The sequence below is a fragment of the Vibrio sp. VGrn 2 genome, from assembly GCF_009361695.1.
GTDB lineage: Bacteria > Pseudomonadota > Gammaproteobacteria > Enterobacterales > Vibrionaceae > Vibrio > Vibrio diabolicus.
Genome location: NZ_RBWD01000002.1, coordinates 171,053 through 185,323 on the forward strand (window position 1 = coordinate 171,053; position 14,271 = coordinate 185,323).

The window sequence follows — 14,271 nt, forward strand, 5'->3', positions numbered from 1 at the left end:
GCACAAGGTTTACTTGTGCTTCTCGTTACTCTCAACCATCTGGAGTTTTTTATGGCAAACCAATTGAGAAAAATCGCAGTAGGCGTCGGACTGTTAGCAACGTCCAGCGCAGCGATGGCGGCAGACAAACCCAACATACTCGCAATTTTCGGTGACGATGTCGGTTACTGGAACATCAGCGCATATAACCAAGGTATGATGCGTTACAAAACCCCTAACATCGATCGTATCGCGAACGAAGGTGCTTTGTTTACAGACCATTACGGCCAACAATCTTGTACTGCGGGTCGAGCAGCATTCATTACTGGCGAAGAACCATTTCGCACTGGCTTGCTGACGATTGGTATGCCGGGTTCCGACCATGGGATTCCAGATTGGGCACCAACTATTGCTGACTTACTAAAAGACCAAGGTTATATGACAGCTCAGTTCGGTAAAAACCACTTGGGCGATCAAGATAAGCACCTACCTACCAATCATGGTTTTGATGAATTCTTTGGTAACTTGTACCACCTTAATGCAGAAGAAGAGCCCGAAACCTACTATTACCCTAAAGACCCAGAGTTCCGTAAAAACTATGGTCCTCGTGGTGTAATTAAATCTTATGCCGACGGTAAGATTGAAGATACTGGCCCAATGACGCGTAAACGCATGGAACACGCGGACGAAGAGTTCCTCGAAAGCACTTTGTCGTTTATGGAGAAAGCTGTTAAAGCAGATAAGCCTTTCTTCATCTGGCATAACTCTACGCGCATGCACGTGTGGACCCGATTACAAGAGAAGTACCGAGGTAAATCCGGTGTTAGCATTTACGCTGATGGCATGTTAGAGCATGACGATCAAGTCGGCGTATTGCTCGACAAACTCGATGAGTTAGGCGTTGCTGACAACACCATCGTTATTTATACAACAGATAACGGCGCAGAGACCATGACTTGGCCTGATGGGGGCGCAACCCCATTCCACGGTGAGAAAGGCACGACTTGGGAAGGCGGTATGCGTGTGCCTCAACTTGTGCGTTGGCCTGGTGTCATTAAGCCAGGAACGAAAATCAACGAAATGATGGCTCATCAAGACTGGTTGCCAACATTGTTGGCGGCAGCTGGCGTTCCTGACGTGAAAGAAAAGCTTGCTGAAGGTTACAAAGCAAATGGTAAAGACTGGCGTGTCAATATAGACGGCTACAACTTCATGCCATACTTCGAGGGCAAAGAAGACAAAGGACCACGTGAGTCTCTGCTCTACTTCACCTCAAATGGTGAACTAAACGCAGTACGCTGGAATGACTGGAAACTTCACTTTGCAACTCTGGAAGGAAACCTAAGCGACGCCGTGCGATCTGTACCAAACTGGCCTAAGATCATTCACTTACGTGCTGACCCATTTGAAAAAGGTCCTAGCGAGTCACAAATGTACCTACGTTGGATGGCAGACAACATGTGGTTGTTTGTACCAATTCAAGACGTTGTTGGCGACTTCTTTAAAACGTTACCTGAATACCCAATGCAACGCGGTACAACTATGAACCCTGCTTCTTTAAATTACGACTCTTTGCAGATGCAAGAAAAGATGCAGCAGTTAGAAATGCTTAAACAGGAAGTGAATAAAGTTAAGTAATCTAATTAATCACTCTAGATTGCGTTACTGAGCCAGCAGAGTTCTGCTGGCTTATCTGTATCTCGGAATGGGAACACACTTAGCTCGGTAGTTTACTCCATGCAAAGCGGGCCCATATTGAGAACACAGAAAAACAAAAAAGGAGAGCAAACCTGCTCTCCTTTGTATTTTAACCGTGAATAAACTAAGCTACGTTAACCGATTTAGTTAAACTATTGCTCTGAAAGAATTCATCATGCAACGCGCAAATCGCACGCTGATATTCTTTATCACCCACGACGAACTGAACGTTTACATTTCTCATTGATGAGTGAAGTGCAACTGGCGTTACGCCATTGTTCATCAAAGAAAGTACACCTTTCGCTAGTGTCTTGTTAGTGTCAATTTGAGAACCGATGGCTGAAATCAGCGCGACCATACGGCCTTTAATCGACGCATTCGGATAGCGTTTTTCAGCTTTATACAATACTTTGTTCAAGCTATCAGTACTGCCACCTAGATAGTAAGTAATAGAGTTCGCGTTCATCTCTTTACCAACTAAACTTACGCGAGCATCAGAGATAATTTCCATTAATTCGTAGCTAACGTTATCGGCTTTTCCCACCATCGCTTGGTCAAACAAATGCAGTGCGAACACCTTTTCTTTACCTGCGATAATTTCGACTTTGTCTTCTTCTGGGCGGTAGCTTGAAGAGATCAAAGTGCCTTCGTGTTCAGGTTCAAATGTATTTTTAATCTGTAGCTCAATACCACTCTCACGTAAACCTGCGGCTGCATTTGGGTGAATCGCTTCCATGCCAAGGTTAGCAAGTTGGTCTGCTACGTCATAGTTTGTACTACCAATTGGCAAAACTTTTTCAGGACCAACAACACGCGGGTCTGCAGAGCTCAAGTGATATTCTTTGTGAATTACCGCTAAATCCGCTTTTGTGATCGCTGCAATTCGGCTAAATGTCATCTCACTATAACCTCGGTCATAAGTGTGCATTAGGCCTTCCTTACAGTAAGCATAACCTGTAACGATTGGCAGTTCTTTTGACACATCGATATCAGCAAACGCATCACTGATCGATTCATCAAGGCTTCTTGGCGCTTGATTGTCCCAACCGGACAGGTCAACGAACTTAGCGTTAATACCCATATTTTTTAGTTTCAGTGCCGTGTTGTAAGCACTGTGCGCCTCACCGATAGACGACAGAAACTCTCGAATTTGAGGCAAATACTGACGTAGCGAAAACTGACCGTACTGACAAGTTTCTAAAATGTTCGCAATACAGTTTTTCGCTTCAGCAATACGTGAGCGAATGAATTTATCTGCACGGATACGATTCATTGGGTCCGCGAAAATATTTTCATTTGTGAGCAGCATACGGCTTTCAACGTATGCTAACGCTTCTTCCCATTTGTCATCACGTTTCGCGATAAGCTGATAAACACCTGGCTTACTGGTTTTTTTACATTCGAGTAGCGCGTCGGTCATACCGCCGTATGCAGAGACGACAAAGATACGATTGTATGGCGATTTAGGACGAAGAATAATGTTGTCGAGAACAGCATCAAATGCTGTCATTGATGTACCGCCGATTTTTTCTACGGTAAATGTCATGATAAGCCTTTTTTGATTGGTAACTTTAAAAGAAAAAAGAAGAGATAGTTGATCGTGGGGCGACAAGCACCCCACCTCTATCTTTTAGTCAACGAGAGGATAAACACCGTTTTCATCGTGCACTTCTGCGCCGGTAATTGGTGGGTTGAATACACACGCCATTACCATTTCTTTATTCTTATAAGCTCTCAAGTAGTGCTCATCGTGTTTATCAAGGATGTATAACGTACCCGGTTTAATCGGATAAGTTTCTCCACCAACGACTTCAATTTCACCTTCACCGCTCATACAAAAAACCGATTCTAGGTGATTTTGATAGTGAATGTGTGTTTCAGTACCTTCATAAATCGTAGTGATGTGGAAAGAAAAACCCATGTTGTCATCTTTCAACAACATACGGACACTTTCCCAGTTATCTGAAACCACACGTCGCTCACTGTTGCGACACTCATCGAGTGTTCTGACGATCATAATTAATAATCCTTATTAAGATGCTTGTTTGAAATGTTTCGCAGCAATGGTTTCCACTGCACTTTCAAAGATGCTTAGTCCTTGGTCTAGTTCTGACTCGCTAATCGTAAGTGGGCAGAAGAACTTAACGACTTCGTCGTCAGGGCCAGCTGTCTCAATTACCATTCCGTTTTCGAAACAGTTTTTCGCGATTTCAGATGCCATATCACCGTTGATACACTCAATACCAACCATCATGCCGCGACCTTTTTTCTGCACAAACATTTGTGGGAAGCGACGAACGCAGCGATCAATAACAGCACTTACTTTGTCTGAACACTGCTTGATGTGTGTTTCAAAGTCATCATTTGCCCAATAAATTTCTAATGCTTTCGCCGCGGTAATAAATGCATGGTTGTTGCCACGGAACGTGCCGTTATGCTCACCTGGCTTCCACTGGTCTAGCTCTGGTTTAAGTAGAACGACGGCCATTGGCAAACCGTAACCACCGATCGATTTCGATAGCGTCACGATATCTGGTTGAATACCTGACGGCTCAAAGCTAAAGAAAGTACCTGTACGTCCACAGCCAGCCTGAATGTCATCGACAATCACAAGAATGTCGTTGGCTTTACAGATTTTGCTCAAACGTTGTAACCACTCGTTTGAAGCAGCATTTAAACCACCCTCGCCCTGCACAGTTTCAAGAAGTACAGCGGCTGGTTTATCCATACCTGCAGAGTTGTCGTTTAGCATGGTTTCGAACAATGCTAGACCATCAACGCCAGCGTAACCTTCAAATGGAATACGAGTGACGTTACTTAAGCTAGAACCGTTACCTTGTCTGTGATGCTGGTTACCCGTTGCAGCCAGTGCGCCAGCTGTACAACCGTGGAAACCGTTGGTAAATGCAACGACGCTGTCGCGACCTTTTACTTTTTTCGCTAACTTAAGTGCTGCCTCAACGGCGTTAGTACCAGTTGGGCCAGTAAACTGAACTTTGTAGTCCAAGTTTCTTGGTTTAAGGATGTAAGTATCCAACGCTTCAAGAAACGATGCTTTCGCTTCTGAGTGCATATCCAAACCGTGAGTAATACCGTCCATCTCAATGTACTCAAGCAATGCTTGCTTAAGTACTGGGTTGTTATGGCCGTAATTTAGAGATCCCGCTCCAGCAAGGAAGTCTAAGTATCGTTCACCTTGTTCTGTTTCCAGCCAGCAGCCTTTCGCTTTACGAAAAACGACTGGGAAATTGTTTGAATATGAGCGTACGTTGGATTCCTGCTTTTTGAAAATATCCATGATGAGACCGTTTTTAATTCCTATTGTTTGAGGATTATTTGAGAGGAATGCGATACAAATATTCTGTATCGTGTTTGCCTTTAAAGTGGGCTTCTTCATCCAAAAATGTGCTTACTTGGCCAGAGTTGCCGTTCATCGCATCTAACTTTTTGAACAATGCCCAAGAGGCTTTATTATCTTCCGTGATGGTAGTTTCTACCGATTTAACACCGCCCAATTCCTCTCGGGTGAGAAGTTCTTTCAACATGCGGAATGCTAAACCGTGACCTCTAAAGCGAGGTGAGACTGCAACTTGCCAGACAAATAAAACGTCTTGCTCGTCTGGTTTCTGATAACCGGAAATGAAACCTGCGATTTCGCCTTTTTGCTCAACCAAAATACTGGTTTTGCTGAAATGCGTAGACTGTAGGAAATTGCAATAAGATGAGTTCATGTCCAATGGAGGACAGTCTGCAATTAAGCTGTAAATGTCGTCACCATCAGAGATTTTAGGCTCACGAAAAATCCATTTTTTACTTGAGTCTTCTCCAATCTCTGGATAAAGAACCCAAGGTGCTGATGTGATCATGTGGAAATACATATCCTTTGAGGTCTAATTAAATTTCCTTTTTATTATGGGCATTCCTCGCGACTAAAAATCAAATAATCCGCCTTTTTATCGGTACTTTTGTGACAAGCATCACAAAAATAAGCCATTTAACCAAATCTTAAAATAGTTCGAGGTCTAATTTATTAAAAAATCACTTAAAGAATAAGTATAAAAAACGAACAGAAAAAACAGTCCTCCATGGTCTTCATTTCTCTGCAAAAAATTCAAAAATCAAAAAAAAGCGGCATGCTTTCGCATGCCGCTTTATTCAAATATTTAACTGCTGATGTTGGTTATTTCGATTTCTTCTTAGAAACCGCTTTCGGACGAGGTTCATCCATCAAGCCTTTTACTAGAGAAACCGTTGCAACAAGCAGAACAATCGTAAATGGTAGGCCTGTGGTCACGGCCATTGCTTGAGCTGCCGCTAGGCCACCACCAAGCATCAATGCAATCGCAACTAAGCCTTCAAACGTACACCAGAACACGCGTTGAGGCGTTGGCGCATCGACCTTACCGCCCGCAGCAATAGTATCAATAACCAGTGAACCAGAGTCTGAAGAGGTAATGAAGAATACCACCACCAAAATAATACCGACGAAAGATGTAATTTCAGCTAGAGGCATCACATCTAACATGGCAAATAGTTTTAACGGTAATTCCGCGTTGAACACGGCTTCATAACCATCGCTCACGTATTGGCTTATAGCGTTACCACCAAAAGCGGTCATCCATAACACACAAACAGAAGAAGGGATAAGGATAACGCAAATAATGAACTCACGAACGGAACGACCACGAGATACACGCGCAATGAACATACCTACAAATGGTGACCAAGAAATCCACCAAGCCCAGTAGAATGCTGTCCAACCTTGAGAATAGTTTACGTCTTCTCGTCCAAATGGCATTGATAGGGCAGGAATATTAGCCACATATGACACTATATTTTCGAAGAAGCCCGTTAAAATCGCGATCGTCGGGCCGACAACAATAACAAAAAGCAGTAAAAGCGCAGCGAGACCCATGTTGATCTCAGATAAGATTTTCACGCCTTTGTCTAGTCCCGCAACAACTGAGATTAAAGCGAGTGCGGTGATGCCAATAATCAATAGTACCTGCGTAGTATTCGTCATTGGAACATCAAACAGGAAGTTCAAACCCGTTGCGGCTTGAGACGCACCGTAACCTAGAGACGTTGCCAAACCAAAAACTGTCGCGACAACGGCAAGAATGTCGATAATGTGACCAGTCCAACCCCATACACGCTCACCAAACAGTGGGTAAAAAATGGATCGCATGGTAAGTGGTAAGCCTTTGTTAAACGAGAAAATCGCCAAACCAAGAGCCAATAGCGCATAGATTGACCACGGATGAAGCGCCCAGTGGTAAATCGTCGCCGCCATGCCTAGTGCAGATGCAGCACTTGCATCGCCTTCTGCACCACCTAGAGGGGCCCAGTCAGTACGAACACCGTTCTCAACGTTCACGCCACCAATAGCAGAACTAAAATGAGACATAGGTTCTGATACACCAAAGAACACCAGACCGATACCCATACCTGCTGCAAAGAGCATTGCCAGCCAACCCGCATAGGAATAATCTGGCGTCGCTTCTGTACCGCCGATTCGTACCCGACCTAGCGGTGTAAAAATCAACCCAACACAGACAATGACAAAAATATTACCAGATGCGAGGAAGAACCAATCCAAATGGTGTAACAAACCCGCTCTTAGATCTGCGAAAAACGGCTCTACCTGTTCTCGAAATAATAGTGTTACTACAACAAATAGGATGATTGCTAAACCAGAAATTGCAAAAACACGGTTATGAATATCAAGGCCAAACGGGCCTACTTTTAACGCGACGTTATCCTGACCAATTTGATAGTCAGTGTCTATCGCGTTTACCTTTCCATCGGGGCGTTGAATGCCACCGTTATTATCGGTGCTCACGGATAATCTCCTTAAAAATACGTGACCAAATTTAAATTACTTTCGTCGGAGTTTGAGTGATGAAACCTCCCATCACTACCAAGCACATGTTCAAAAAACATAGTTCTTATAAGCGGTTACTCAGTCCGCCATAATAATCGCAAAGCCCCCTACCTTTCATTGCATTTTATTGTCTTCATCATAAACAACGCTTATTGCCAAATCGAAGAGATTGGCATGCTTCGATTAAAATGATATTGCAACTGTGCTTGAAACAGTTCAGCAGTTGCCAGCGCATCGGTCAAAGCATGATGAGGTTGATAAGCAGGAAGGCGATACCTTTCACGAGCATGCCCCAGCCTGACAGAGCCTGGCTTCTTACCTTTTAACTTATTGAATAGGCCACTGCATTCACGGCGCTGTATCGCATGTTCAATGTCTAGCGTATCGACAACGGGAAACTGTATCCCCTCCCCAATGCTATTCAGCAACGCGTTATTAAAAAACTGCCTTTCGATATTTTTATAATGAACAAGCACAACTTTGCCTGACAGCGCATCCAATATTTCCCCTAAAATGTGGGTTAATTGGGGCGCGTTTTTGACTTCAGAATCAGTGATGCCATGAATCACGACTGACTCTTCGTTTAACTCACGATTAGGGTTAACAACCCAATGCGCAGAGCCACTACATTGAACACGATCAATGGTAAACGGCACAAGTCCAATCGTGAGAATTGCATCCTCTTCCGCATTCAAACCTGTCGTTTCAAAATCTACCGAGACAAATGGCACTTCCTCAATTGGTGTTTCCCCATTAACCATCGGTGTCGAGTAATAACGTTTGAGTCTCTCGTCTCTTGCTTCTTTCGCGAGCTGTTTGAATAACGTTGACCACTCTGGCGTCCGAGACGTATCCAACAACGGCTGATCTTTTGCTGCCTTTTTTGAGAACCACATTATTTGCTACTTCTCTGGTATCGGAACTTGATGAAGTTCTGTGCATTACTAAGGATTTGGAAAGCAGCTTTTAAGTTTCGGCGCTCAAACTCTGACATGTTCTCTGGCTCAATGTTGTTATCTGGTTCATCTCCATTTTCGATATCGAGTGCTTGATGACGAATTCGAACCATGTAAATCAATTCCATTGCATCCCTCAAGTCCATTCCTCGACCTTTAGGTAAAATGCCCGCATCATTGATATCGTCTAAACGGTCAAACGAGTTTTGCGAACGGGAACCAATTGCCAATGAATGCACTCGAATCAAATCTGCCAATGGCGCAGTACCTCTTCTTTTCAAGTTAATAGAATTGCGGTGACGACCATCTTTCTCCATAACAAAATCTTTGAAGAAGCCCAATGGCGGTGTACGACGTATCGCGTTGTAAGCCATACATGCAAGGAAGCGGTTGTTTCTTTTCGCGCGCCTAACAATAAAGCTGCTTAATTGTTCCGCCCACTTCACTCGCCCATGAACACCTAATAAATCAAAAAAGATATTACTGTTTAACAACCTTTCAGGAGTTGGGTTATCTATCCAGTTGCCAAAGCACTCCTCCCACTCCGCTCGGGTTTTTCGCCACTCTGGATTGGTTGCCATAATGTCGCCAGTACAGTAAGCATAGCCGCATGCTGCTAAACCATCACAAACAAATTTGGCAAACTTTTCAAAGTACTCCCCGTGCATCTCAACATCATAACTGTTGTCGAGAATAAGGGCGTTGTCTTGGTCCGTTACAATTAACTGCTCATCCCTGGCCATCGATCCCATAGCGACCAAACAATACGGAATTGGCGCAGGGCCAAGCTCTTGCTCTGCTAATTCAGCCAAACGCTGTTTAAAGCTACTACCAATGACCGACATGGCTCGACCAATCATATGAGCGTTGGCATCTTCATTCACCATTCGCACAAAACAGTTTTTCACTTGTTCAGAAACTTGCTTGAGATCTTCAACGCTGGTTTGTTGGAAGATAGAGCTAACGAGCAGCAAGCTGTTTTGAGATTCATAACGGACGATATCCGTCATGCCAATAATTCCTATCGGCTTTTTATCTTTTAAAATTGGGAGATGGTGCACGTTGTAGCGCAACATGGTTAACATGGCTTCAAAGACATAAGCGTTGTAATCCAGAGACACCACGTCATAACTCATGACCTCACTCACGGGGATATTGGTATCAATGCCCTGAGCTAATACGCGAATACATAGATCGCGATCAGTCAATATTCCAAGTAGTTGTTCATCATCTTCTTCTGTGAGTTCTTCTGCTGGGCGAACAATAAGCAAAGAGGTGACATTTTCCTCCGCCATCAGTATCGCGGCTTCTTGAATCGATGCCGTCGCCTCCAACGTTACCGGATCTCTCGCTAAGATTTTACGTGCCTTGGCAGTGGTAAAGTCATTGCTTTCTGAGCGGCTGGATATTGCGCTTCGCAAACGCGCGCTGTCTTCCAGTTCCATGTAGTCAGCAAAGTTTTCAAACTCATCACAAAGCTCGTTGAAAATATCCTCCGGAATACAGTAAACCAAGGTGTCTTCTATCGCTTTGGCAGGCATACGCACACGGTTGTTCATTAACAACCCCATCTGTCCAAACAGTCCACCAGCGTCAATCCTGTTATAGAGTTCGCCTTTACGTCGGTAGATCTCCACAGCGCCGCTTCTCACCATATATAAGTCGCGGATCGTGTCTCCAAAATTGAGTATCTCTGTGCCTTGCCGAAAGTATGCAACCTCGGCATTTAGAGCGATCTTTTTTAACTGCTCTTCGGGTAGATCATCGAAAGGTGGGTACTGGCTAATGAAGTTGAGCACCTCTAACTGTTCGGCTTCCATCTTTTATTCCATACGTTGCCTAAACTACAGCGATAAATATCACCAAGATTGAAATCAATCAATGAATAAATCTAAGAATAACAACACCTAACCTAGTTCGCAGAATAAAACTCCAACCAAAAATTAGAGCTCTAATGTTTTTAAATATAGACCTCTAATCTATTTCTCCTTATAGCTATGCAGATGGGCTGAGTTAAAATGTACTAAAAACTTCAAAATAAATTCAAACCAATGTCATGGAAAAGTTAAGCAAAGACAAAACCAACCACAAGCATCTGTTTTTGTTAATAAAAACACTATTTAACCACACCGCCTTCATTGTTCATTGTATGCACATAAAATCCAGTTAACCGAACCCCATTCGTTGAAAGTTGAACTAAAATTAATTAGAGTACAAATCGTTAAACAGTTATAAACACACAAAAAAGGACAGATAACATGGATCCCATACTGGAAGTTAAGGGACTGTATAAAGTGTTTGGAGAAGACCCAGAAAGAGCCTTCTCGCTTATCGAAAAAGGTATCGATAAGGATGGTATTTTTGAACAGACAGGTTTAACAGTCGGCGTAAACGATGTATCTCTCACCATTAACGAAGGTGAAATTTTCGTAATCATGGGGCTTTCTGGTTCGGGAAAATCTACTCTCGTTCGACTCCTAAACCGACTCATTGAGCCAACGAAAGGCAGTGTTTATCTCAAAGGGAAAGATATTGCCCATATCTCTGAAGACGAACTTCGAGAAGTTCGTCGCAACAATATCTCAATGGTTTTTCAAAGTTTCGCGCTTATGCCTCACATGACGGTGATCGAAAACGCTGCATTCGGTTTAGAACTTGCTGGCATTGATGTTAATGAACGTCAGAAAAGTGCCCTTTCCGCCTTGGAAAGAGTTGGCTTAGACCCTTATGCAGAATCTTTCCCTGACGAATTATCCGGTGGTATGAAACAGCGCGTGGGTTTAGCAAGGGCATTGGCTTGTGACCCAGACATTCTATTAATGGACGAGGCGTTTTCCGCTTTAGACCCATTAATCCGTTCTGAGATGCAGGATGAGCTTATTCGTCTACAAAACGATGATAAACGCACAATTGTCTTCATATCTCATGATTTGGACGAAGCAATGCGTATTGGTGATCGTATCGCCATCATGCAAAACGGTGAGGTTGTTCAGGTTGGCACACCTGATGAAATATTGCACAGCCCAGCAAATGATTATGTTGAAGCATTTTTCCGCGGCGTAAACATCGCAAGTGTCTTGACAGCAAAAGATATCGCTCGCAAGAAGCCAGCCGCCGTCTTTAAGAAATCGGAAAATGATGGCCCGGGCTCTGCGATGCAGATTCTGATGGATCATGACCGTGATTACGGCATTGTCGTCGATAAATCTAGCCGATATTCCGGCATCGTGTCTCTTGACTCACTACGTTTGGCTCACAAAGAAAACCGCTCTCTAGCCAGTGCTCAATTGACGGATGAAGTCACTCTTCAGCCAGAGCAGTCAATCAATGACATTTTGGGGCTAGTTGCAGGCGTTCCTTATGCCGTACCTGTCGTTGATGAGCAAGGTACTTACTTTGGTGTCGTGACTAAATCACGTCTTCTACAAACACTAGATAAGGATTAACACGATGTCTTCAGAGCAAACTAACAATGATCCCTGGTCGAATCCCGCTCCTGCACAAGATGATCCTTGGTCACAAGGTGCAGGTACTGACGCTGCTCCAAGTAATGACTGGTTAAGCTCAGAAACTGTAGAGCAAGCGCCATTCGATATTATGAACCCATTCCAAGATGCGGTTCTACCACTTGATAGCTGGGTAGAATCGGGGTTGAACTGGTTGGTGGAACATGGTCGCCCTGTTTTCCAAGCAATTCGAGTTCCAATCGACTTTATTCTTACCTCGTTTGAAACTGCTTTGGTGTCCACACCTGCGCCCATCATGGTACTCATTTTATTTTTGCTGGCGTGGCAGTTTTCCAATGTAAAACTCGGTTTTTCAACGCTTGTATCCCTTGTTTTTATCGGCCTAATTGGTGCGTGGTCACAGGCGATGACAACGCTCGCACTAGTTTTAACCGCCGTCTTCTTCTGTTTGCTTATCGGGCTACCGATGGGGATATGGTTGGCGAGAAGCCAAACCGCAGCCAAATTTGTTAGACCAGTACTCGATGCAATGCAAACGACTCCCGCGTTCGTTTATCTAGTGCCAATCGTTATGCTATTCGGTATTGGTAACGTTCCTGGCGTTGTAGTAACCATCATTTTCGCACTGCCTCCCGTTGTGCGCCTAACTATTTTAGGGATTCAGCAAGTACCTGAAGAGCTGATCGAAGCGGGCCACTCTTTCGGGGCAAACAAAAAACAGATGCTTTACCGCATCCAATTGCCATTGGCGTTACCAACGATTATGGCAGGGGTAAACCAAACCTTGATGCTTTCACTTTCTATGGTCGTGATCGCTTCAATGATTGCGGTTGGCGGCTTGGGCCAAATGGTACTTCGTGGTATCGGCCGACTTGATATGGGTCTTGCTGCCGTCGGTGGCTTAGGCATCGTAATTCTTGCCATTTTATTAGACCGTATTACCCAAGTATTAGGGGTTAATGCGGGTAACACCAAGCTTCGCTGGTATCACACAGGTCCTGTTTCATACCTATTAAAACTGAAAACAAAGACGAACCAAGACGATCTAAAACTTAGGAGAAACATCAATGAATAATTCATGGAAGAAAGCGCTCTCTGTTGGAGCTCTAAGTACTATCGCATTTTCAACTTATGGTGTGGCAAGCGAACTACCGGGTGAAGGTGTGACTGTTCAACCAGTTCAATCAACCGTTGCAGAGGAAACGTTTCAAACATTGATCGTAAACCGTGCACTTGAAGAGCTTGGTTACGATGTAAAACCAACTAAAGAAGTGGATTACAACGTAGGCTATACCTCTATTGCTAAAGGCGACGCTACTTTCTTAGCAGTAGGTTGGTTCCCTCTTCACGCCGATAAGTACACAATGTCTGGCGGTGATGATAAGTTTTTCCGCAAAGGTCAATATGTAAGTGGTGCTGCACAAGGTTACTTGATCGATAAAAAAACCGCTGAAAAATATGGCATCACAAATATTGGTCAATTAAAAGATCCAAAACTGGCCAAGCTTTTCGATGCCAACGGTGACGGTAAAGCGGACTTAACAGGTTGTAACCCAGGTTGGGGTTGTGAAATGGTCGTTGAGCATCAGTTGGATGCATTCAAGCTTCGTGACACAGTAACGCACAACCAAGGTAACTACGCTGCGATTATCGCTGACACGATTTCTCGTTACAAAAAAGGCGATCCGATTCTTTACTACACTTGGACACCTTACTGGGTAAGCGGCGTCTTAGTTCCGGGTAAAGATGTTGTTTGGTTAGAAGTGCCATTCTCTTCACTTCCTGGTGAGCGTAAGGACATCGACACCACACTAGAGAACGGTAAGAACTACGGCTTCGAGATGAACTCTATGCGCATCGTTGCGAACAAAGAGTTTACTGAAAAGAACCCAGCAGCAGCGAAGCTGTTTGAAATCATCAAGCTAAACATCAATGATGTTAGTGCGCAGAATATGATGATGAGCCAAGGTAAGAACAGCTCAGCAGACATCGAGTCTCATGTAAATGGCTGGATTAAAGCGAACCAGAAAAAGTTCGACGCATGGGTAGACGAAGCTAAAAAAGCAGCCATGTAACCGGCACGACCATTAAAATACGTGACACCTAACTTTAGAGCCAACCGATCACATCGGTTGGCTCTTATTTTATTCACATTAGTAAAAAGGATTGCAACAATACTGAGCCTTGCTCCTCAGTATTTTCTTAAAGTTTCTACTTAATTTCATTCCTTAAGAGTTTCTTAAGTTTCGCGTTTTATTTTGTTGATAACCAATCAAACAAAGGAAGC

Annotated in this window: 11 protein-coding genes; 4 read left to right on the top strand and 7 right to left on the bottom strand. The window is 43.8% G+C overall.

Features of this window, described 5'->3' with window-relative positions; genetic code table 11:
* Positions 1-51: 51 nt before the first annotated feature.
* Complete coding sequence (locus D8S93_RS04670) at positions 52-1,617, top strand: arylsulfatase (protein ID WP_152812220.1); 1,566 nt, start codon at positions 52-54, stop codon at positions 1,615-1,617.
* Between the two features lie 184 nt (positions 1,618-1,801).
* Here the strand turns inward: D8S93_RS04670 and D8S93_RS04675 are convergent, their stop codons facing one another.
* The 7 genes from D8S93_RS04675 to D8S93_RS04705 form a co-directional block, all read right to left on the bottom strand.
* Entirely contained in the window at positions 1,802-3,223 is a 1,422-nt protein-coding gene (locus D8S93_RS04675) for an aspartate kinase (protein ID WP_005393366.1), read from the bottom strand.
* Positions 3,224-3,307: 84 nt separating this feature from the next.
* The gene (locus D8S93_RS04680) at positions 3,308-3,694 is read right to left on the bottom strand and encodes an ectoine synthase (protein ID WP_005393369.1); all 387 of its coding nucleotides are present in this window, start codon (positions 3,692-3,694) and stop codon (positions 3,308-3,310) included.
* A gap of 15 nt (positions 3,695-3,709) precedes the next feature.
* On the bottom strand, positions 3,710-4,975 hold the full coding sequence (gene ectB / locus D8S93_RS04685) for a diaminobutyrate--2-oxoglutarate transaminase (RefSeq protein ID WP_005393371.1): 1,266 nt from the start codon (positions 4,973-4,975) through the stop codon (positions 3,710-3,712).
* A gap of 34 nt (positions 4,976-5,009) precedes the next feature.
* A complete protein-coding gene (gene ectA, locus D8S93_RS04690; protein ID WP_005393379.1) occupies positions 5,010-5,543 on the bottom strand; it encodes a diaminobutyrate acetyltransferase in 534 nt (177 codons plus the stop codon).
* Positions 5,544-5,857: 314 nt separating this feature from the next.
* Positions 5,858-7,519: a BCCT family transporter gene (locus tag D8S93_RS04695; protein WP_005393381.1), complete on the bottom strand. Its 1,662-nt coding sequence runs from the start codon at positions 7,517-7,519 to the stop codon at positions 5,858-5,860.
* Positions 7,520-7,710: 191 nt separating this feature from the next.
* On the bottom strand, positions 7,711-8,457 hold the full coding sequence (locus D8S93_RS04700; RefSeq protein WP_101911959.1) for a 3'-5' exonuclease: 747 nt from the start codon (positions 8,455-8,457) through the stop codon (positions 7,711-7,713).
* Complete coding sequence (locus tag D8S93_RS04705; protein ID WP_152812223.1) at positions 8,457-10,337, bottom strand: DUF294 nucleotidyltransferase-like domain-containing protein; 1,881 nt, start codon at positions 10,335-10,337, stop codon at positions 8,457-8,459. Before D8S93_RS04705 ends, D8S93_RS04700 begins: the two co-directional genes overlap by 1 nt.
* A gap of 438 nt (positions 10,338-10,775) precedes the next feature.
* Between D8S93_RS04705 and proV the strand changes: the two genes are divergently transcribed.
* From proV to proX, 3 genes are read left to right on the top strand one after another with little or no spacing between them, the layout of a single operon-like run.
* Positions 10,776-11,963, top strand: a complete 1,188-nt coding sequence (proV, locus tag D8S93_RS04710) for a glycine betaine/L-proline ABC transporter ATP-binding protein ProV (protein WP_005393388.1) — start codon at positions 10,776-10,778, stop codon at positions 11,961-11,963.
* A 4-nt stretch (positions 11,964-11,967) separates the two neighbouring features.
* Entirely contained in the window at positions 11,968-13,059 is a 1,092-nt protein-coding gene (proW, locus tag D8S93_RS04715; RefSeq protein WP_152812225.1) for a glycine betaine/L-proline ABC transporter permease ProW, read from the top strand.
* Positions 13,052-14,059: a glycine betaine/L-proline ABC transporter substrate-binding protein ProX gene (gene proX / locus D8S93_RS04720; RefSeq protein WP_005393392.1), complete on the top strand. Its 1,008-nt coding sequence runs from the start codon at positions 13,052-13,054 to the stop codon at positions 14,057-14,059. Before proW ends, proX begins: the two co-directional genes overlap by 8 nt.
* The last annotated feature ends 212 nt before the right edge of the window (positions 14,060-14,271 follow it).